This window comes from Janthinobacterium sp. EB271-G4-3-2, from assembly GCF_020858035.1.
GTDB classification, from domain to species: Bacteria; Pseudomonadota; Gammaproteobacteria; order Burkholderiales; family Burkholderiaceae_D; genus Janthinobacterium; species Janthinobacterium aestuarii.
On the sequence record NZ_JACYMG010000005.1, the window covers coordinates 277,312 to 297,058 of the forward strand.

At 65.2% G+C, this 19,747-nt stretch carries 17 protein-coding genes; 11 read left to right on the forward strand and 6 right to left on the reverse strand.

Annotation, left to right across the window (positions count from 1 at the left end; genetic code table 11):
• Positions 1–7: 7 nt before the first annotated feature.
• The gene (locus IGS55_RS13505; protein ID WP_230517535.1) at positions 8–1,069 is read right to left on the reverse strand and encodes a sugar phosphate isomerase/epimerase family protein; all 1,062 of its coding nucleotides are present in this window, start codon (positions 1,067–1,069) and stop codon (positions 8–10) included.
• Positions 1,070–1,209: 140 nt separating this feature from the next.
• Here IGS55_RS13505 and IGS55_RS13510 point away from each other — a divergent pair, with 140 nt between their 5' ends.
• Positions 1,210–1,845, forward strand: a complete 636-nt coding sequence (locus IGS55_RS13510) for a TetR/AcrR family transcriptional regulator (protein ID WP_230517536.1) — start codon at positions 1,210–1,212, stop codon at positions 1,843–1,845.
• On the opposite strand, the gene IGS55_RS13515 is transcribed toward IGS55_RS13510, so the two are convergent.
• Positions 1,835–2,206, reverse strand: coding sequence for a flagellar basal body protein (locus IGS55_RS13515; protein ID WP_230517537.1), 372 nt, complete (start codon positions 2,204–2,206; stop codon positions 1,835–1,837). The genes IGS55_RS13510 and IGS55_RS13515 overlap by 11 nt on opposite strands.
• A 225-nt stretch (positions 2,207–2,431) precedes the next feature.
• Here IGS55_RS13515 and IGS55_RS13520 point away from each other — a divergent pair, with 225 nt between their 5' ends.
• The 4 genes from IGS55_RS13520 (at position 2,432) to IGS55_RS13535 (ending at position 6,828) form a co-directional block, all read left to right on the forward strand.
• Positions 2,432–3,562, forward strand: coding sequence for a dienelactone hydrolase family protein (locus IGS55_RS13520; protein ID WP_230517538.1), 1,131 nt, complete (start codon positions 2,432–2,434; stop codon positions 3,560–3,562).
• A 112-nt stretch (positions 3,563–3,674) separates the two neighbouring features.
• On the forward strand, positions 3,675–5,147 hold the full coding sequence (locus tag IGS55_RS13525) for an NYN domain-containing protein (protein ID WP_230517539.1): 1,473 nt from the start codon (positions 3,675–3,677) through the stop codon (positions 5,145–5,147).
• A gap of 101 nt (positions 5,148–5,248) precedes the next feature.
• Positions 5,249–5,866 (forward strand): PAQR family membrane homeostasis protein TrhA, encoded by a 618-nt coding sequence (trhA, locus tag IGS55_RS13530; protein ID WP_230517540.1) that lies wholly within the window; start codon positions 5,249–5,251, stop codon positions 5,864–5,866.
• Positions 5,867–5,946: 80 nt separating this feature from the next.
• The gene (locus tag IGS55_RS13535) at positions 5,947–6,828 is read left to right on the forward strand and encodes a LysR family transcriptional regulator (protein WP_230517541.1); all 882 of its coding nucleotides are present in this window, start codon (positions 5,947–5,949) and stop codon (positions 6,826–6,828) included.
• A 16-nt stretch (positions 6,829–6,844) separates the two neighbouring features.
• Here the strand turns inward: IGS55_RS13535 and IGS55_RS13540 are convergent, their stop codons facing one another.
• Both IGS55_RS13540 and IGS55_RS13545 read right to left on the reverse strand, forming a co-directional pair.
• Positions 6,845–9,730: a bifunctional diguanylate cyclase/phosphodiesterase gene (locus IGS55_RS13540; RefSeq protein WP_230517542.1), complete on the reverse strand. Its 2,886-nt coding sequence runs from the start codon at positions 9,728–9,730 to the stop codon at positions 6,845–6,847.
• A 154-nt stretch (positions 9,731–9,884) separates the two neighbouring features.
• On the reverse strand, positions 9,885–10,661 hold the full coding sequence (locus IGS55_RS13545) for a transferase spermidine synthase (protein WP_230517543.1): 777 nt from the start codon (positions 10,659–10,661) through the stop codon (positions 9,885–9,887).
• A 157-nt stretch (positions 10,662–10,818) separates the two neighbouring features.
• Between IGS55_RS13545 and IGS55_RS13550 the strand changes: the two genes are divergently transcribed.
• Positions 10,819–11,094, forward strand: a complete 276-nt coding sequence (locus tag IGS55_RS13550; RefSeq protein WP_034757372.1) for a hypothetical protein — start codon at positions 10,819–10,821, stop codon at positions 11,092–11,094.
• A 37-nt stretch (positions 11,095–11,131) separates the two neighbouring features.
• Positions 11,132–12,283 (forward strand): GGDEF domain-containing protein, encoded by a 1,152-nt coding sequence (locus IGS55_RS13555; protein ID WP_230517544.1) that lies wholly within the window; start codon positions 11,132–11,134, stop codon positions 12,281–12,283.
• Positions 12,284–12,304: 21 nt separating this feature from the next.
• Here IGS55_RS13555 and IGS55_RS13560 read toward each other — a convergent pair whose 3' ends face one another.
• Positions 12,305–12,649, reverse strand: a complete 345-nt coding sequence (locus IGS55_RS13560) for a hypothetical protein (protein WP_230517545.1) — start codon at positions 12,647–12,649, stop codon at positions 12,305–12,307.
• Positions 12,650–12,953: 304 nt separating this feature from the next.
• On the opposite strand from IGS55_RS13560, the gene IGS55_RS13565 reads away from it, so the two are divergent.
• The 4 genes from IGS55_RS13565 to fdhD all read left to right on the forward strand — a co-directional run bounded on the left by IGS55_RS13565 (position 12,954) and on the right by fdhD (position 17,352).
• On the forward strand, positions 12,954–14,036 hold the full coding sequence (locus tag IGS55_RS13565) for a calcium:proton antiporter (RefSeq protein WP_230517546.1): 1,083 nt from the start codon (positions 12,954–12,956) through the stop codon (positions 14,034–14,036).
• Between the two features lie 163 nt (positions 14,037–14,199).
• Positions 14,200–15,657 (forward strand): Ppx/GppA phosphatase family protein, encoded by a 1,458-nt coding sequence (locus IGS55_RS13570; protein ID WP_139092521.1) that lies wholly within the window; start codon positions 14,200–14,202, stop codon positions 15,655–15,657.
• A gap of 100 nt (positions 15,658–15,757) precedes the next feature.
• Entirely contained in the window at positions 15,758–16,456 is a 699-nt protein-coding gene (locus tag IGS55_RS13575; RefSeq protein WP_230517547.1) for a hypothetical protein, read from the forward strand.
• 68 nt (positions 16,457–16,524) lie between these two features.
• Entirely contained in the window at positions 16,525–17,352 is an 828-nt protein-coding gene (gene fdhD, locus IGS55_RS13580; RefSeq protein WP_230517548.1) for a formate dehydrogenase accessory sulfurtransferase FdhD, read from the forward strand.
• Here fdhD and IGS55_RS13585 read toward each other — a convergent pair.
• Positions 17,328–19,652 (reverse strand): FdhF/YdeP family oxidoreductase, encoded by a 2,325-nt coding sequence (locus IGS55_RS13585; protein WP_230517549.1) that lies wholly within the window; start codon positions 19,650–19,652, stop codon positions 17,328–17,330. The genes fdhD and IGS55_RS13585 overlap by 25 nt on opposite strands.
• Positions 19,653–19,747: the final 95 nt, after the last annotated feature.

The window sequence follows — 19,747 nt, forward strand, 5'->3', positions numbered from 1 at the left end:
TCCTTGATTAGTTGTGCCGGATGCCCAGCAGGGTATTGATCTGTTGCGCGCTGACGGGGGCGCCGGCGAAGTCGTCGAAGATCTTGTCGGTCACGGCAATGATGTGGGCATTGATGAAGGCGACGCCTTCGCGCGCGCCCACTTCCTGGTCCTTCAGGCAGCACTCCCATTCCAGCGTGGCCCAGCCCGCGTAGTCGTTCTGCGCCATCTTCGAGAAGATCGCCTTGAAGTCGACCTGGCCGTCGCCGAGCGAGCGGAAACGCCCGGCGCGGTTTTCCCACGACTGGTAGCCGCCGTAAATACCTTGCCTACCCGTCGGATTGAATTCCGCATCCTTCACATGGAACATGCGGATGTGGTCCTTGTATATATCGATGAATTCCAGGTAATTGAGCTGCTGCAGCACGAAGTGGCTGGGGTCGAACAGCATCTTGCAGCGCGGGTGGCGGCCCACGCGTTCGTAAAACATTTCGAAGCTGATGCCGTCATGCAGGTCTTCGCTCGGGTGGATTTCGTAGCACAGGTTGACGCCCTGTTCTTCGCACACGTCGAGAATGGGCAGCCAGCGGCGCGCCAGTTCATCGAAGGCCGTTTCGATCAGGCCGGGCGGGCGCTGCGGGAACGGGAACAGGTAGGGCCAGGCGAACGAACCGGAAAACGTGCCCATATCGGTCAGGCCCAGGCGTTTCGACGCCATGGCCGCCAGCTTGACTTGCTCGATGGCCCACGCCGTGCGCGCTTCTGGCTGGCCATGCAGGTGTGCCGGCGCGAAGCTGTCGCACAGCGCGTCGTAGGCCGGGTGCACGGCCACCAGTTGGCCGAAGATGTGCGTCGTCAGTTCGCTGATGACGAGGCCATGGCCGGCCAGCATGGCGACCAGATCGTCGCAGTATTGCTGGCTGTGCGCGGCCTGCGCCACGTCGAACAGGCGCGCATCCCAGGCGGGAATCTGCAGGGCCTTGAAGCCCATGCCGGCCGCCCATGCGGCGATGGCGGGCAGGGTGTTGAAGGGCGCCGTGTCGGCGGCGAATTGGGCCAGGTGCAGGCTCGGTCCTTGGATGGTTTTCATATCGGCTCCTATTGTTTGTCGATCGACAAAGAATAGGCGAAATTTTTTGCGCGGTCAAGACAGCCATGCAAAATAAATCGCGAATGCGCTGCGGGTGCCAGGCGTTATACTGGCCGCCAGTTCGCAAGCAGAGGATAAAAATGGCAGGAAGACCGAGGGAATTCGACCGCGCGCTGGCGCTGGCAAAAGCGCGCGACGCGTTCTGGACGCGCGGCTACGAGGGCGTGTCGATGGCCGATCTGGTGGCGGCGCTGGGCATCGCCTCGGCGCGCATCTATGCGGCATTCGGCTCGAAGGAGCAGCTGTTCCGCGAAGCCGTGGAATTGTATGAAACGGGCGAGGGCGCGTTCGCCGTGCACGCGCTGGCCGCCAGCCTGAATGTGCGCGACGCGGTGGCGCGCATGCTGGAAGAAGCCGTGCTGCTGTACACGCGCAGCGGCCAGCCGCAAGGCTGCATGGTGGTCACGGCCGCCACCAACACGAGTGCGGAAAACGCGGGCATCGCCGACTGGCTGGCGCAGCACCGCCGCGCACGCACGCAAGCCCTCATCGAGCGCTTGCGCGCGGCGCAATTGGCGGGAGAGTTAAAAGCGGAAGCGGACGTGCAGGCGCTGGGCGACTACTATGCGGCCTTGCTGCACGGCTTGTCGGTGCAGGCGCGCGACGGCATTCCCGCCGGACGGCTGCTGGCGCTGATCCGGCCGGCCATGGCTCCTTTGGTGCTGGACATGAAAAACCAGACTATCTTGCCGATAGTCGCTGCGGTCAGGTCTTGACGTCGATCAGGCTGCCCAGGGCCTGGTCGGCTGCCTTGACGACATTCGCCGACAGGTTGAAGTCCGCTTTGTAGACGAGGTTATCCGTCAGTTCGGACGCGAGGCCCACGCCGTTTGGCCGGCTTTCGGCCGCCTTGGCCGCATTCGCATTGGCGCCGCTGACGCTTTCGCTGGCGGCCAGCTTGCGTCCTTCGACGGACAGGGTGACGCCCGTGCCGGCCGGGCTGGCTTCCTGGAACTGGGCTTGCTGCGGCTGGAAGCCCGGCGTATTCGCATTGGCGATATTGTCGGCGGCCACATCCAGCGCGCGCTGGTTGGCGGTCAGCCCCGAAGTACCGGTGGTGAGGGCGGATATGGACATGGCAACTCCTTCAGTGTGCGCCCAGTGTACTCCCGTCAACAGGAAAAGTGGTTGGTGCAAGGCAACAATTTTTCCCGCAGGTGGTTGCCGTAAAAAATATGTGCGTCACGTAATTTTTTTATATTGTTCTGTGGCATTTCACTGTCTAGACTGGCAGGGAAGTCATCCACGGAGTCCGCCATTTTTCACCTGTTTCGCCCCATTTTGCTGGGTTTGCTGCTCAGCATGCCTTGTCCGCCACTGAAAGCCCAGCTTGCCCCCTCGCCGTTGCCGCTCGACGCTCGTCTGAACGAGCAAGTCATCATGGTGCCGGCCGGCGACGGTTTGCGCGAGGTGCTGGAGACGACGGTGTTTCGTCCCGCCGGCCCCGGCCCGTTTCCCCTGCTGCTGATGAATCACGGCAAGCAGGCCGGCCCGGCCCGGCTGCAGCAGCGCGAGCGCTTTATCTATATGGCGACCGAGTTCGTGCGCCGCGGCTATGCGGTGATGCTGCCCATGCGCGCCGGCTTTGCCCGTTCCACGGGTGCCTACCGCGATTTCGGCTGCGACATGCTGGGCAACGCCCAGGGCCAGGCGCGCGACATGCTGGCCGCGCTCGCGTATGCGCGCCGCCAGAGCTGGGTCGACCCGCAGCGCATCGTTGTCGCGGGCCAGTCGTACGGCGGCATGGCGGCGCTGGCGCTGGCCACCCGGGTGGTGCCCGGCGTGCGCGGCGTGCTCAATTTTTCCGGCGGCTTGCGCGTCGACATGCCCGGCTGCGACTGGCAAGGGGCGCTGGCGAAGACCTTCGCCACCCTGGGCGCCTACAACCATATTCCCAGCCTGTGGCTGTATGGCGCGAATGACTCGTACTTTTCGCCGGCGCTGGCGCGGCGGCTGTTCAATTCCTTTACCGGTTCAGGCGGCCGGGCGCAGCTGGTCGCCTATGGCCCGTTCAAGCGCGACGCCCACCTGACCCTGGGCAGCCGCGACGGGGTGGCCGTGTGGCTGCCGGCCACCGAGCGCTTCCTGCAGAAAATCGGCATGCCGGTGCGCCAGGTCTACCGCGTGGCCGATGCGCCGTCGCCGCCCGCCACGCATTTCGCGCCGCAGGACGATATCGCCGCCGTGCCCTATCTGGAAGAGCAGGGGCGCGCGGGCTACCGCGACTTCCTGGAAAAAACCGCACCGCGCGCCTTCGCCCTGTCGGCCAGCGGCGCCTGGGCCTGGGCCGAGGAGGGCGAAAGCCCCGACGTGCGCGCGCTCGCTTCGTGCCAGCGGCGCAGCAGCCTGCCATGCCAGCTGTATTCGGTCGATGAAAGCGTCGTTTGGCCCGTCGACGGCGCCAGCGCGAGCGCCGCCGGCGGCGCGCAATAAGGCTGCCGCGCACGATAGTTGTCGCCGAAACAGGGGATGGGCGAATATACTAGGGGAAAAGGGAGGCGTTGCGCTTCCCGTCCGCCCTTATCATCAGCGAGAATTCACCCTTATGGCGTCATCCCCAGAAAACCTCAGCATGGCCGTGTTTTGCGACTTCGAGAACGTCGCGCTCGGCGTGCGAGATGCAAATTACGAAAAATTCGATATCAAGCCCATCCTCGAACGCCTGCTGCTCAAGGGCAGCATCGTTGTCAAGAAGGCATATTGCGACTGGGACCGTTATAAAAGTTTCAAGGGCACCATGCACGAAGCGAATTTCGAGCTGATCGAAATTCCCCACGTGCGCCAGTCCGGCAAGAATTCGGCCGACATCCGCCTGGTGGTCGATGCGCTGGACCTGTGCTACACCAAGGCCCACGTCAACACCTTCGTCATCATCAGCGGCGATTCCGACTTTTCGCCGCTCGTGTCGAAACTGCGCGAAAACGCCAAACAGGTGATCGGCGTGGGCGTCAAGCAGTCGACCTCCGACCTGCTGGTGGCCAACTGCGACGAATTCATTTTCTACGATGACCTGGTGCGCGAGAGCCGCCGCACGGCCGCCAAGCGCGATGCGCGCGAAACCCCGGCGGCCAAGCGGTCGCCGGACGAAGAAGTGCGCCGCAAGGAAAAATACGAGTCGCGCAAGACGGAAGCGATCGAGATGGCCGTTGCCACCTTCGACGCGCTGGTCTCGGAGCGCGGCGACAGCGGCAAGATCTGGGCCTCGATGCTGAAAGAAGCGATCAAGCGCCGCAAGCCGGACTTCAGCGAATCGTATTACGGTTTCCGCACCTTCGGCAACCTGCTGGAAGAAGCGCAGACGCGCGGCTTGCTGGAATTTGGCCGCGATGAAAAATCAGGCGCCTATGTCTACCGCAGCAGCGGCCTGGTGCCTGTCGCCGCGCCCGTGAACGGGGAAGTCGCCGGCGAAGCCATCGTCACCGGCGAGACCGGCGTGGCGGCGGAAGAGGGCAATCAGCGCGAAGGCGGTAGCCGCCGCGATTCGCGCCGCAATGGCCGTGGCGGCCGCAAGCAGAACGAACAACGCCGCGGCGAGTCCGCGCCACAGGCCTTCGTGCCGGTGGCCGACGCCGAAGCAGTCGTCGAGCAGTATGCGCCGGCGCCGCAGCCGGATGTACAGCACGAGGTAGCGGAAGCGGTCGCCGAGGTGGTGGCGGAAGACGGCAACGCCAAGCGCGGTTCGCGCCGCAATGGCCGTGGCGGCCGCAAGAATGGCGATGGCGCCCGCGAAGCGCGCGCCGAAGTTGTCGAAGTCGCTGCTGTGGAAGCCATGCCTGAGCCGGTAGTTGAAGCGATCGTGGAAGCCGTCGCCGAAGCGAAGCCGAAGGCCAAGCCGCGCACGCCGGCCCGCAAGGCGGCAGCGGCGAAGAAGCCGGCCAAGAAGGCGGCTGAAGCCGTGGTCGAAACCATCGAGCCTGCTCCGGTCGAAGTGGCTGTCGTGGCCGAAGACAAGCCGGCCAAGGCGCCACGCAAGACGCCGGCGCGCCGCCCTGCGCGCAAGAAGGCGGAAGAAGCTTGATTGACCGCTCCCAGCGGAAGACTGGGGTCAGACGGGGACGCCGAGTCCCGGCGGGTCTGACCCCGGATGTCTGCGGTGTCTTGGCAAAGCGGTATTAAGCCATGTACCACGGCGAACGCTTCAACAGCATCTCCCATACGGTGGGCGCCGCGCTGGCGGCCATCGGCGGCGTCATCCTGATCGTCGTGGCGGCCCGCACGGGCGACCCGTGGAAAATCGTCAGCTGCAGCGTGTATGCGGCCATGCTGCTGACCTTGTACCTGACGTCCACCCTGTACCACAGTGTGCGCGGCAAGGCCAAGGCCGTGCTGCAGCGGCTCGACCACTGCGCCATCTACCTGCTCATCGCGGGCACCTACACGCCATTCATGCTGGTGACCCTGCGCGGGCCGTGGGGCTGGTCGCTGTTCGGCATCGTCTGGGGCCTGGCCCTGTTTGGCATCGTGCAGGAATATGTGTACGCGAAAGGCGCGCGCATCCTGTCGCTGGTGATTTACGTGGCCATGGGCTGGCTGATTGTCGTCGGCATCAAGCCGCTGCTGGCGGCGCTCGAGTGGAACGGCTTCCTGTGGCTGGTGGCGGGCGGCCTGTGCTACACGGGCGGCATCGCTTTCTATGCCACCGACCACAAGCTGCGCCATGGCCACGGCATCTGGCATCTGTTCGTGCTGGCCGGCAGCAGCTGCCATTTTGTCGCCATTTTGTTCTACGTTGCCTGACGTTGTTGCCTGCCCTCACTGTTGCCATGGTTCCATTATAATGGCGCGATATGTGAAGCGCAGGCAATAATAGGGCAACAATGGATATCAATTCGGACGACCTGAAAATCTTCGTCACCGTCATCGACAGCGGCACCCTGAGCGCGGCCGCCGTGCATCTGGGACAAACCACGTCGGGCGTCAGCCGGGCCCTGTCGCGGCTGGAAGACAAGCTGGCCACCTCGCTGCTGACCCGCACCACGCGGCGCATGGAGCTGACGGAAGAAGGGCAGCTGTTCCTGGACAAGGCGCGCGCCATTCTCGCCTCGATGGAAGACGTGGAGGAATCGATCCGCATCCGCCGCCAAAAGCCGGCCGGGCGTTTGTGCGTCGATGCCGCCTCGCCCTTCATGCTCCATTGCGTGGTGCCGCACGTGGCCGAATTTCGCGCCATGTATCCGGACATCCGCCTGGAACTGACCAGCAACGACCAGATCGCCGACTTGCTCGAACACCGCACTGATATCGCCATCCGCATCGGCGCCCTGGTCGATTCGACCCTGCATGCGCGCGCCTTGACTGCCAGCCCGCTGCACGTGCTGGCCACGCCCGCCTACCTGGCGCGCCATGGCGAACCGGCCACACCGGAAGCGCTGTCCGGCCACGCGCTGCTGGGCTTTGCTCAGTATGACCTGGGCAACAACTGGCCGCTGCGCCACGAAGCGGGCAACAGCCTGCAGATCGTGCCCGCGCTGGCCGCCTCCAGTGGCGAAACCCTGCGCCAGCTGGCCCTGCACGGCCAGGGCATCGTCTGCCTGTCCGACTTCATGACGAAGGACGACATCGCGGCCGGCCGCCTGGTGAAAGTGCTGCAGCCGTTCTATACGGGCTATCGCCAGCAGATCCACGCCGTCTACTACCGCAACACGCAGCTGGCGCAGCGCATCAGCTGCTTCCTCGAATTCCTGCAGCAGAAGCTGTAAGGCCCGCGCCGGATGCTCAGGACAGGACGCCGCTGTCCTGCACCGCCGTATGCAGCAGCGCTTCCACTTCGTGCGCGGGCAGCGGGTGGCTGAAGTAATAGCCTTGCGCCTCGTCGCAGCCATGGCGGCGCAGGTAATCCAGCTGCTCGGCCGTTTCCACGCCTTCGGCCACCACGCGCAGTTTCAGGTTGTGCGCCAGGGCGATGATGGAGACGACGATGGCCGCGTCGTCCGCGTCGCGCGCCACGTCGCCGACGAAACTGCGGTCGATCTTCAGCACGTCGATGGGGAAGGTGCGCAGGTAGGCGAAGCTGGAATAGCCGGTGCCGAAGTCGTCGATCGACAGCTGCACCCCCAGCGCCTTCATGTCGTGCAGCTGGCTGACGGCCAGCGCCACGTCGTGCATGAACAGGCTTTCCGTCAGTTCCAGTTCCAGGCAGGCGGGCGGCAAGCCCGTTTCCAGCAGCACTTCGGCGATCGTGGCGACCAGGTTCGGTTCGTTGAACTGGCGCGCCGACAGGTTCACGGCCAGGCGCAAGGTATCGAGTCCCGCCGCATGCCAGCGTTTCACCTGCGCGCACGCTTCGCGCATGACCCAGGCGCCGATCGGCACGATCAGGCCCGTGTCTTCCGCCAGCGCGATGAAGCGCTGCGGCGCCACCATGCCCAGGTCCGGATGCCGCCAGCGCAGCAGCGCTTCCACGCCGACGATGCGCCCGCTGGCCAGGTCCACCTGCGGCTGGTAATGCAGCACGAACTGTTCGCGCTCGAGCGCGTTGCGCAGCGCCGTCTCGATGCGCAGGCGCTCCAGGGTGGCCTGGTTCATGGCCGTCGTATAGAACTTGATGTTGTTGCGGCCCTGTTTCTTGGCGCAGTACATGGCGATGTCGGCCTGTTCGATCAGGTTCTGCGTCTCGCCATTCAGGGTCACGTCGCCGGGCGCGTCGTAGCGCGAGATGTCGTAGACGGCCACGCCGATGCTGCAGGTGACGAAAAATTCCTTGCCATCCAACAGTACCGGCTGGGCCACGGCATCCATCACGCGCTGCACGATGGCGCTGCTGAGCACTTCGTCCGCCTGTTCGCACAGGATGGCGACGAATTCGTCGCCCGACAGGCGCGCCACCGTATCGCTTTCGCGCAGACTGGCCTGCAAGCGCGTGGCGATGGTTTTCAGCAGCAGGTCGCCGGCCTTGTGACCGAGGCTGTCGTTGACGAACTTGAATCGGTCGAGGTCGATCAACAGTACCCACAGCGCGCGGTTCTTGCGGCGCGACAGGGCCATCGCTTGCGCCAGGCGGTCGCGCAGCAGGGCGCGGTTGGGCAAGCCCGTCAGCACGTCGTGGTGGGCGATGTGCTGGATTTGTTGCTCGGCCAGCTTGCGTTCCGTGATTTCGGAACCCGTGCCCCGGTAGCCGCGAAATTCGCCGAGCTCGTTGAACAGCGGCTCGCCATTGATGCTGAACCAGCGCAGCTGGCCATCGCGGTCGTGCATCGCATACTCGAGGTTGGAAAAGGGCAGGTGCGCTTCCAGGTTGGCGATATGCTGCTTGCCCCAGCGCGAATTGCGCATTTCCGGGTTGTTGTCCCAGCGCGTCATGCCGATGAAGCGTTCCAGCGGCATGTTCGACTTGTCCGTGAAGCCGCTGGTGATGTGGGTGAAGCAGAAGTTGGCATCCTGTTCCCAGTACCAGTCCGAGGACAGGGCCAGCAGGCGGCGGAAGCGCTTTTCGCTTTCCTGCAGGGCGCGCTCCGTGCGCTGGCGCGCCCGTACGTCGGCGCTGAGCAGCTCGTTGCTGCGCTTGAGGTCGGCCGTACGCTGCTCCACCAGCAGCTGCACGCGGCGCGAGCGCTGCGTCAGCGACTGCACGAAGGCGGCCGTCAGTGTGCTGAACAGCAAGCCCGTGATCAGGGTGAACAGGGAGCCAAGGTGGTCGGCCAGGAAGGGGCGCGGATGGGCCACCACGCGCACGTGCCAGGGCCGGCCGGCGGAAGCAAAGGCCCGGTCATAATGGTTGTGGTAGGCAAAGTGCAGCCAGCGGGGCAAGGATTCCCAGGCGCCATGCTGCTCATCGACGGGGGCCTGGCCATGCCGGAAGATCAGTTGGCGCGGGTCGGCGCTGGCGTCCGCGTAGACGCTCAGTTCGAGTTGCGGGTCGCCCAGCAGGTCGGCGCCGGCGAGGATTTTCTGCACCAGTTCCCCGGCCAGGATGACGGCCGCCGTATCGCCGATCAGCGCCGCGCGCCGCTGCTGCACCGTCCGCAGGGGCATGCCGTGGCGGTACACGGGATGCACCATGACGAAGCCTTGCTGCGGTCCCTGCGCCAGGGCCAGCAAGCCGGTGGCGGTGGTCTGGCCGCTGATGATCGCCTGTTCCAGCGCGCGCGCCAGCACGCCGTTCGGGCTGACGTTCAGGCCGAAGGCGGGGCCGTTGCCCTGCAAGGGTTCGAGGTAGTCCACCACCAGGTAGCTGGCGCGCGTCGTTGCGGGCACGACGACGCCATCGCGCATTTCCGTCATGGCGTAGTCGGGCACGATGCGCCGCAGCTCCGCTTCGAATGCGGCGCGCTGCGCATGCGGCACGACGCGGTGGAAATTGAAGGCCTGGATGAACGGGTGGCGCCGCAGCAGCGGCGTGGTGAAGTCGTGGAATTGTTCGCGCGTGACGGGCACGACGGCGGCAAACAGCTGATTCGTCGTGGTCAGCACCTCGACCGCATCGTCGAGTCCCTGCTCGATGGCGGCCACCCTGGCGCCGGCGCGCTGCTGCAGGCTCAGGCTCATCTTGTCGTATTCGAGCTGACTGATGGCGGCGAACAGCACGGCCGTCACGCTGACGCCGCAGGCAAAGGTCAGCGCGGCCGCGGCGGAAATCGACAATGGCAGGCGGCCACGCAGCATGGTTTTTCCTATCTCACTTCATGGTCACTTGGGTTCGGCGGCGCCTGCCGGCCCCACGCAGGCCGTAGTTTGTCATAAACCACATCCAGCATGCTGATTTTGTACCAAAACACTGCAAATAAGCAACAATATCTATGGCCGGGGAAGATGACTTTCAGTCGCTGCCCGCGCCGGACTGGCGGCGTAAACGCCACAATTGCCATGCCGGCAGAAAGCGGTTCAGGAATGCCAGGCCGGCCATCCGGCGCCAGCGCACCAGGCGCACCACGCGCACGGCGCGGCCGTCGCTACCTTGGCCTTGCTCGGGCTTGGCGGCGAAGACGATGCGGTTATTGCCGGCGATGCCGTCGAAGTGGCAGACGGCGCCGCGGAAGGTGAGCATCAGCCGCGCCAGCATGGCGGGGTAGTGCTCGTCATAGCTGAACAGGTTGGTCACCAGCACGCCGCCGGGCAGCAGAGCGCGCAGGCAGTCCGCATAGAAGCGCGCGCTGCCGAGGGCGGGCGGCAAGCCCGTTTCGTCATAGCCGTCGAGCAGCAGCACGTCGGCGCAGCCCGGATGCTGGCGGATGTAGCTGACGGCATCCGTCTCGATGATGCGCAGGCGCGCGTCGTCGGGCGGCAGCATGAACTGCCCGCGCAGGGCGATCACGTCGGCGCGCAGTTCCAGCACCGTGATGCGCGTGTCGGGCAGGTGGCGGTGGCAGAATTTCAGCAGCGAACCGCCGCCCAGTCCCACCATCAGGATGTGCCGCGGGCGCGGCACGAACAGGGTAAAGCACATCATCGCGCGCGCATAGCGCAGCAGCAGATGGTCGGGGCGCGACAGCAGCATTTCGCTCTGGATCATGCCGGGCTGGAATTCCAGGCGGCGCCGGTCGCCGCAGGTATGCACCTGCGGGGCAAGTGGGGTGGTGCTTCTGTTTTCCGGCATGGGACGACTTCGCTGAGTAGGCTGGGGGAGATGCTTTGTTGCATTCAGAGAAATCTGATAAGCTCCCGTGAGCATACCCGATTAATCCGCGCCGAGCATGCGTATATGTACGGCGCGCGGCGGCACGGCCGCGCAGTCGGGCACCATGGAGACAAGCATGTTTTTGGATCACCCCATCATTACGGCGACGAACAGTTTTACGGAGCCTGACCGCATCGAGCGGCTGACGCGCGTGTATGGCTACGCGGCGGCGCTGGCCGACCAGGCCGCCAATGTCGGATTCATTGAAAAAGTGGCGCAGATTCACGACCACAAGGGCACCCTCATCGTGTTCTGGCACGAGGCGCCCAGCGAAGTGGAAAAGCAGTATTTCGTGCAGGCGTGGGCCAGCAAGATCGGCGACGGCAGCACCAATGTCGAACACGAAATCTGACCTGGCGCGCCGCGCCTGCGCATCGATAGCGTAGCCCATGGATATCAAGACCCTGGTACTGGCCCTGGCGCTCGGCAACCTGAGCCTGTGCGCGGCCCTGTTCTTCTTCGAGTACGAGCGCAAGAAGTCGCTCAGCATGTCCACCTGGGCGGTGGCCAAGCAATGCCAGGCCGTGGCCTGGTGCCTGCTGTATTTCCGCGGCGTGCTGCCCGATTTCCTTTCCATCCTGCTCGGCAACAGCCTGCTGTTTGCCGGCATGGCGCTCGATGCGGGCGCGCTGTGGCAGGCGGCCGGGCGCAGCGGCTGGCGCCGCACCGTGCTGCCGGCGCTGGGCCTGTCGGTGGCGCTGTTTGCCGCCTGCTACCTGTTCGACGTGGCGCCGCTGTTGCGCAGCGCCGGCGGTTCGCTGATCGTGGCCGGCTTCTTCCTCTCCGGCGTGGCCGCGCTGTGCCTGAAGTGGCGCGAGGCGAGCATGCTGCGCCGCTTCCTCGTCGTCAGCATGGGCATCCTGTCGCTGCTGATCGCCGCGCGCGGCGTGCTGGCCGCCGCCGTCCCCGGTTTTGACGCGGAGCTGATGCAGCTGGCCGGCTTCGGCGCCCTGTACCTGATGATGCTGACGAACGCCTTCGGCTATCTGCTGCTGTCGCGTGAAAAACTGGGCGGCGAGCTGGCGCGCCTCGAAGTGCTCGATGCGGCCACGGGCGTGCCGAACCGGCGCGGCTTTTACCAGGCGCTGGCGCCATGGATGGCGCTGGCGCGCCGGCCCGGTTTGCCGACGGCGCTGGTGGTGCTCAATATCGACCACTTCAAACGAGTCAACGACAGCTATGGCCATCCGGTGGGCGATGCGGTGCTGAAAACCATCGTCGACACGTGCCGCCAGCAGTTGCGCGACAGCGACCTGATGGGCCGCCTGGGCGGCGCCGAATTCGCCATCCAGCTGCCGCGCACGACCCTGGTCGATGCGCTGATGGTGGCCGAGCGCATCCGCGCCGCCGTCGAAGCGCTGCCCGTCAAGACGGAGCGCGCCGTGCTGCAACTGACGGCCAGCCTGGGTGTGACCACCATCCGCGCCGAAGACAGTACCGTCAGCCTGTTCAAACGGGCCGACGAGGCGCTGCAGGCGGCCAAGCAGGCGGGCCGCAACAGGGTAGCGGAAGCGCAGGGCGCCGGCACCCTGGACGTGTAAATCAGCTTAGTTTTTATCAGCTTACTTTTTGCGCGAGCCCAGCCAGCTCGGTTCCTTGCCGCATTCCTTGGGCAGGAACAGGGCATCGAGGCCCGGATCGCAGCGCCGGTCGGGCGCCTTCATCGGTTCGACGGTGAGCCATTCGCTCTTCGGTAGTATCTTTTCTTCGCGTGGCGCCACGGGCGGCGCGGGCGGCAGGCTGTCTTGCCAGCGTGACTCTGACGCGGCTGCCGGCGCGGCCGCTGTGGCCCAGTCCGCGTCAACTTGCGCGGCGTCCGCTGGCGGCGTGTCCGCGTGCGCGGCGGCGCACAGCAAGCTGCCCGCGAAGAAGAACGTGCGCATGGCTGTGCTGTTGATCGTAATCATGGTCTGTCCTTGGTCGGTGCCGCGAAGGCGGACCCTGCATTATGACGGCAGCCGGAAGCAAAAAGACAAGGAAATTGCAACGGCATGTTACTAAAGGGACTATAGTTGCTGGTATCAGGCAGGTGCACCGCGGCAAGGTGATTGAACGGTGAACCAGGCGCGGGGCGCCGTCACCGGAACATGTGCATTCCCTAACTTTCATTTAAGCTAGGCAAGTTATGCTGTGGCATGCACGCCAGGCTGCCCTTGTTGTCCTTTGCCGTCCGCATCGCAGTTCCCCTTTTTTACTCTTGCCAGGCCCATAATGAAAATACCTAAATCCCTGCCTGTATGGCCGCTTGCCGCCCCGCTTGCCGGCTGGCTGTTCCTGTTCGGTTCCACCTTCGATGTCGGCGGCGCCTACCAGATCCTGCTGGTCGCTGGCCTGATCGGCAGCGTGCTGGCCGCCGTGTACCACGCGGAAGTGGTGGCGCACCGCATCGGCGAACCGTATGGCACTCTGGTGCTGGCGCTGGCCGTGACCCTGATCGAGGTGGCGCTGATCGTCTCGCTGATGCTGGCCGGCGGACCGGAAACGACGGGCCTGGCGCGCGACACCGTGTTTGCCGCCATCATGATCATCCTGAACGGCATCGTCGGCATCTGCCTGCTGCTGGGCGCCGGGCGCCACCGCGAACAGACCTTCGGCCTGCTGGGCGTGAGCGCTTCGCTGGCCACCTTGGCGGCCATTGCCATTCTGACCCTGGTGCTGCCGAACTACACGTCGAGTGCCGCCGGCCCGTACTACAACTCGAGCCAGCTGATCTTCATCGCCGTCATCTCGCTGGTCCTGTACGGCACCTTCGTGCTGGTGCAGACCGTACGCCACCGCGATTACTTCCTGCCCAAGGAAGCCGTCGGCGACGAGGAGGTGCATGCGGCGCCGCCCACGCCCGCCGTCGCCTGGATCAGCGCCGGCGCGCTGCTCGTGTGCCTGGGCGCCGTGGTGCTGCTGGCCAAGTCGCTGGCGCCCGCGCTGGAGACGGCGATTGCCGCCATGGGCGCGCCGAAAACCCTGGTCGGCATCGTCATCGCCGCCATCGTGCTGCTGCCAGAAGGCCTGGCCGCCGTGCGCGCCGCACGTGCCAACCGTTTGCAAACGAGCTTGAACCTGGCGCTCGGTTCCGCGCTGGCCAGCATCGGCCTGACGATACCTGCCGTGGTCGTGGTGTCGCTGGCCACGGGCCTGACGATTACCCTGGGGCTCGATATCAAGTCGACGGTGCTGTTGCTGCTGTCGCTGATGGTGGCTACCCTGTCGCTGGGCACGGGCCGCACCACGGTCATGCAGGGCACGGTGCACCTGGTGATTTTCGCCGTGTATCTCTTTACTACCATCGTCCCGTAAGCTGCCGCACCGCTGCCGTTTTGTCACAATCCTGTCACGCCGCTGTCATACGATGGCGGTAGTGTGGTAGGATTTTTAAATCGTTTAAATGATTTATATAGTTTAGCAACTGAGTTCGCCAGCTTTTCCAGTTGGCATTGCAATGACAAGACAAGAGGCCAGTATGTATGCAGCGGTGGACCTGGGGTCCAACAGTTTTCGTTTACACGTCGGCAAGCATGATGGCGACACGATCCGCGTGGTCAAGAGCGTGCGCGATCCGATACGCCTGGCCGCCGGCCTGGACGCCAATGGCGACCTGACCGACGCGGCCATGCAGGGCGCGCTGGCCTGCCTGCAGCGCTTTCGCGCCATTCTCGCCGGTTTCGAACTCGATGCCGTGCGCGTGGTGGCCACGTCGGCCATGCGCGTGGCGCGCAACGGCGCCGTCTTCCTGCCGCTGGCCGAGCAAGCCATCGGCTACCCGATTGAAATCATCTCGGGCGAGGAAGAGGGGCGCTTGATCTACATGGGCGTGGCCAATGCGCTGGCCATACCCGGCGAGCGCCGGCTGGTGATGGATATCGGCGGCGGCTCGACGGAACTGATACTGGGGCGCGGCAACGATATCGAGCGGGTCGAGTCGTTCAGCCTGGGCACCGTCAAGCAAAGCCTGTCGTTCTTCATCGGCGGGCGCATCGACGCGCCGTCGTTCGAGGCGGCCATTTTGTCGGCGCGCAGCCATTTCGAGGATGCCGCGCCGCCATACCATCCGCAGCACTGGAAGACGGCATACGGCTCTTCCGGCACCATCCGCACCATCGCCGACATCATCGCCCGCAACAAGCTCGGCGACGGCTTGCTCACGAGCGCCAGCCTCGACGCGCTGGCGCGCCGCTTCATCGAACTCGGCCACACAAGCCGCATCGACATGCCCGGCTTGCGGCCCGACCGCGCCAGCACCATCGTCGGCGGCCTGGCCATCTTGATCGGCCTGTTCCGCGAACTGGCCATTCCGGCCATGACGCCGATCGAGGCGGGCTTGCGCATGGGCGTGATGTGGGACCTGTACCTGCGTTCGACCAAGCGCGACCGCCGCGAGCAGTCGGTGCAGGGCTGCATGGAGAAATTCCATATCGACCAGCAGCGCGCCGGCCGGGTGGCCGAGCAGGCGCTGGCCATGTATGCGCAGCTCAAGCCCACGTCGGACGCCCTGGTGAAATGCCTGCGCTGGAGCAGCCTGCTGCACGAAGTGGGCCTGGCCGTGTCGCAGACGGGCTACCACAAGCATGCCTCCTACATCGTGGAAAACGCGGACTTGCCCGGTTTTACCACGCGCGAACAGAAGACCATGAGCCGGCTGATCCTGGCGCAGAAGGGCAATTTGCGCAAGATCGGCGAAGTGCTGTCCGACCCCGATTTCGCCAAGGCCGTGCTGGCGCTGCGCCTGTCGATCTTGCTCATGCATGCGCGCATCGAAGCCGATTTCAGCGAACTGCGCCTGCGCATGAAGAACCGCATCGAACTCGATATCAAGCGCGGCTGGGTGGCGCACCATCCGACCGTGTCGTTCTGGATCGAGAAAGAGCAGGAATTCTGGGACGAGGTGGGGGTCGATTTCACCATCCGCGCCAGCGCGTAAGGGGTCATTGGGTCATGCCATTGCATGACTTGATGTGTGGCAAGCAAGTTTTCAAAAAACAGTATATATTGTTTATATTATTTACTAGATTGGAAAATCCATGAGCAAAACCGTCCCGGCGAAAAAAACCGACACCGCGCCCGTTTCGATGTTCCCCACCAGCGCCTCGATCAACGCGGCAGCGGCCAAGGCGGCACCGGCCGCCAAACCGGCAGTGAAGCCTGCCGCCAAGCCCGCAGCCAAGCCGGTGGCAAAAGCCGCCGTCAAGCCAATGGCCGTCAAACCGGCAGCAGCGAAGCCGGCAGCAGTGAAGCCGGCAGCAGCGAAGCCTGCCGCCGCCAAGCCTGCCGCTGCCAAGGCGCCAGCCGCCAAGCCGGCGGCCAAGGCCGTCGTCGCCAAGCCGGCTGCCAAGCCGGTCGCCAAGGCGGCAGTGAAAGCCGTTGCCAAGCCAGCGGCCAAGGTTGCCGCCAAGCCGGCAGCGAAAGCCGCCGTCAAACCGGCCGCCAAAGCAGCCGCCAAGCCTGCGCCAGCGAAAAAAGCGCCGGCCGCCAAGGTCGCCGCCGTCAAGGAAAAAGCCCGCAAGCCGAAACTTGTGCGCGACAGCTTCACCATGCCGGAAGCGGAATATGAAGTCCTGGGCCAGGTGAAAAAAGCCTGCCTGAAGGCCGGTTTCGAGATCAAGAAAAGCGAATTGCTGCGCATCGGCGTAGCGCTGATCAGCCAGATCGACCTGGCCACCCTGCAAAACGTGCTGGCCGGCTTGCCGCAGCTGAAGACGGGCCGTCCGAAGAAGGATTGATGGCGCGGGCAGGGGCCGCCCCCTGCCTGGCCGTTCTGGTTTACCATGGGGCCTGTGAAAGTTCCCCCATGGTTGCCATGACAGAAGATACAGAGATCGAACGCGCCGGCTTCGTCGAGCGCGCCATCGTCCGCCATCAGGCGGGCGCTGCTACCCCCGCCATCGACCGCGTCGCCGAGGAAATCCCCGTCGCGCTGGTCTTCAATGGCATTTCCCACGTCGTCATGATGGCCACCCCACGCGACCTGGAAGCGTTTGCCTACGGCTTCGCGCTGACGGAAGGCGTGGTCGCTTCCGCCGATGCCATCTTCGATTGCGAAGTGTTCCTGCGTCCCGATTCCGCCGAAGTGGCCTTGCGCATCGCCCAGGAAGATTTCGTGCGCCTGAAGGACCGGCGCCGCCAGCTGACGGGCCGCACGGGCTGCGGCGTGTGCGGCATCGACAGTATCGAGATGCTCGACTTGCAGCCGGCGCCGCTGCCGCCATCCCTGATCCGCGTCGACTTGCCGGCCGCGCTGGCGCGTGCCTCCGCCGGCTTGCGCGAGCACCAGACGCTGATGCGGGAGACGGGCGGCGTGCACGCGGCCGCGTGGTGCACGCCCGATGGCGATATCGTGCACGTGTTCGAGGATGTCGGCCGCCACAACGGCCTCGATAAACTGATCGGCCACCTTGCGCTGAGCGGAGCCGACATGCGGCGCGGCTTCGTCTTCCTGTCCAGCCGCGGCAGTTACGAGCTGGCGCGCAAGGCGGCGCGCATGCGGATTCCGCTGCTGGCGACGATTTCCGCCCCCAGTTCGCTGGCCATTTCCATCGCCACGCAGGCGGGCATGAAGCTGGCGGGTTTCTGCCGCCAGGATGCCTACGTCGATTACACGCCCGGCGTTACCTTGTAGCTTCCGCTGCGTTCCAGCAGCACGGGCACGGACTTCGACGTGGGCGTGCCGGCGCCGTCGGCCGTGCTGGACAGCGGTACCAGCGCGTTCGTCTCGGGGTAATATGCGCCCAGGCAGCCGCGCGGGATGCCGTAGGCGACGAGACGGAAGCCGTCGGCGCGGCGCGCCACGCCATCGTCCCAGGCGCCGATCAGGTCCACCAGCTCGCCATCGGCAAAGCCCAGCATAGCGATATCGTCCGCATTGGCGAAGACGACCTTGCGCGTGCCGTACACGCCCCGGTAGCGGTCATCCATGCCGTAGATGGTGGTGTTGTACTGGTCGTGCGAGCGTGTGCTCATCAAGACCATCAGGCGCTTGCCATGGCGTGCGCGGGCGCGGTGCAGCGGCGTATCGAGGTCCAGCGGAGCGACGAGGAAGCTGGCCTTGCCGCTGGCCGTCTTCCATACGCGTTCGCGCGAGGCCACCGTCAGATGAAAGCCGCCCGGCTGCGCCACCCTGGCGTTGTAGTCGTAAAAATCGTCAAACACCTTTTCGATGTCGTCGCGGATGCGCGCATAGTCGGCCGCATAGGCGCGCCAGTCGGCCAGGCTGTTACCGACCGTCGCTTCCGCCATGCCGGCCACGATGGCCACTTCCGAGCGCAGCTGCGGCGCAGCGGGCGCATTGCGGCCGTACGAGATATGCACCATGCTCATCGAATCTTCCACCGTCACGCCCTGCGCCACGCCGCCTTGCAGGTCGATTTCCGTGCGCCCCAGGGTGGGCAGCAGCAGGGCTTCCTTGCCGATGACCAGGTGGCTGCGATTGAGCTTGGTGGCCACCTGCACCGTCAGCGCGCACTGGCGCAGGGCGGCAAAGGTCAGCGGCGTGTCGGGCGTGGCGGCCGCGAAATTGCCGCCCAGCGCGATGAATACCTTGACGTCGCCGCGCTGCATGGCTGCGATGGTCGCCACCACGTCGTGGCCGTGCGCGCGCGGTGGATTGAAGCCATACACCTGGCCCAGGCGGTCGAGGAAGGCCGCCGTCGGTTTTTCCTCGATGCCCACCGTGCGGTCGCCCTGCACGTTAGAGTGGCCGCGCACGGGACACAGGCCGGCGCCCGGCTTGCCGATCTGCCCGCGCAGCATCATCAGGTTCGACAGCATGCGGATGGCCGCCACGCTGTGCTTGTGCTGCGTCAGGCCCATGCCCCAGGTGGCGATGACACGCTGGCCTTTGATGAAGATGTCGGTCAATGCCTCGATCTGCGCGCGCGCCACGCCCGACTCCCGCACCAGCAGTTCCCAGTTTTCCGCGCGCAGGTCGTCGCGGAAGGCGTCGAAACCGCTGCAGTGTTCAGCGATGAAGGCGTGGTCGATGACGGCGGGCCTGCCTGCCGCCTGCGCCGCATCGTCATGCTCGACGATCCTCTTGGCGACGGCCTTGAGCAGGGCGAAGTCGCCGCCCAGCGTCGGTTGCACGAACAGGCCGGCCAGGCGCGTGCTGCCCAGGGTCGCCATTTCCAGCGCGCTTTGCGGGTCCATGAAGCGTTGCAAGCCCCGTTCGCGCAGGGGATTGATGGAGGCGATGCTGCCGCCGCGGCGCGCGCAGTCGCGCAGTTCGCCCAGCATGCGCGGGTGGTTGGTGGCGGGATTCTGGCCGAAGATGAGGATGGTGTCGGCCAGTTCGAAGTCGGCCAGGGTCACCGTGCCCTTGCCGATGCCCACGGTGGCCGGCAAGCCGCGGCTGGTCGCCTCGTGGCACATGTTGGAGCAGTCGGGGAAGTTGTTGGTGCCGTACAGGCGCGCCATCAGCTGGTACAGAAAGGCGGCCTCGTTGCTGGCGCGGCCCGACGTGTAGAAGGCGGCCTGGTTCGGATCGGGCAGGGCGCGCAGGTGGCGGCCCACGAGGGCATAGGCGTCATCCCAGGAGATCGGCACGTAGCGGTCGCTGGCGGCGTCGTACACCATCGGTTCCGTCAAACGGCCGTGCTGTTCGAGCGCGTAGTCCGATTGCTCCAGCAGCTGCGTGACGGTATGGCTGGCAAACAGCTCGGGGCCGGCGCGGCGGCTGGTCGCTTCGGCGGCGACGGCCTTGGCGCCGTTTTCGCAAAAGGCAAACGTGGAAGCGTGGTTGCGGTCGGGCCAGGCGCAGCCGGGGCAATCGAAGCCGTCGGGCTGGTTTTGCGCCAGCAGCGCCTTCAGATTCTCGGGCGCGACCCGTTCCTGGCGCAGGCTGATGGCCACGTGTTTCAGGGCGTCCCAGCCGGCGGCCGGCTTGGTGTAGGGCGTGATGTGCGGTGCGTCCTGGTCTTTCATGGGCTCTTTCGGCTGGGCGAGTGTGGTAATTATGCACGATCCCCGAATGACATTGACTTGCGTCACGGAAATGACATTCGGCTGTCATTTTCCTG